2 tRNA genes are annotated in these 205 nt (G+C 58.5%); both read left to right on the forward strand.

What is annotated here, in order from left to right:
- The first annotated feature begins 1 nt into the window (after nucleotide 1).
- A tRNA-Val gene (locus GHO41_RS29710) sits at nucleotides 2-77 on the forward strand.
- A gap of 55 nt (nucleotides 78-132) precedes the next feature.
- Nucleotides 133-205 (forward strand) — tRNA-Asp (locus tag GHO41_RS29715).

Genomic DNA, 205 nt, shown 5'->3' on the forward strand with positions numbered 1-205 from the left:
AGGGTGATTAGCTCAGCTGGGAGAGCATCTGCCTTACAAGCAGAGGGTCGGCGGTTCGATCCCGTCATCACCCACCACTTCTTGAGTTTCTCGAAAGAGAAGGTCGCTTTTAACGAAGCAACCAACCGACGCGCAGCGGTAGTTCAGTCGGTTAGAATACCGGCCTGTCACGCCGGGGGTCGCGGGTTCGAGTCCCGTCCGCTGC

Source organism: Pseudomonas sp. FSL R10-0399, from assembly GCF_009600165.1.
Taxonomy (GTDB): domain Bacteria; phylum Pseudomonadota; class Gammaproteobacteria; order Pseudomonadales; family Pseudomonadaceae; genus Aquipseudomonas; species Aquipseudomonas helleri.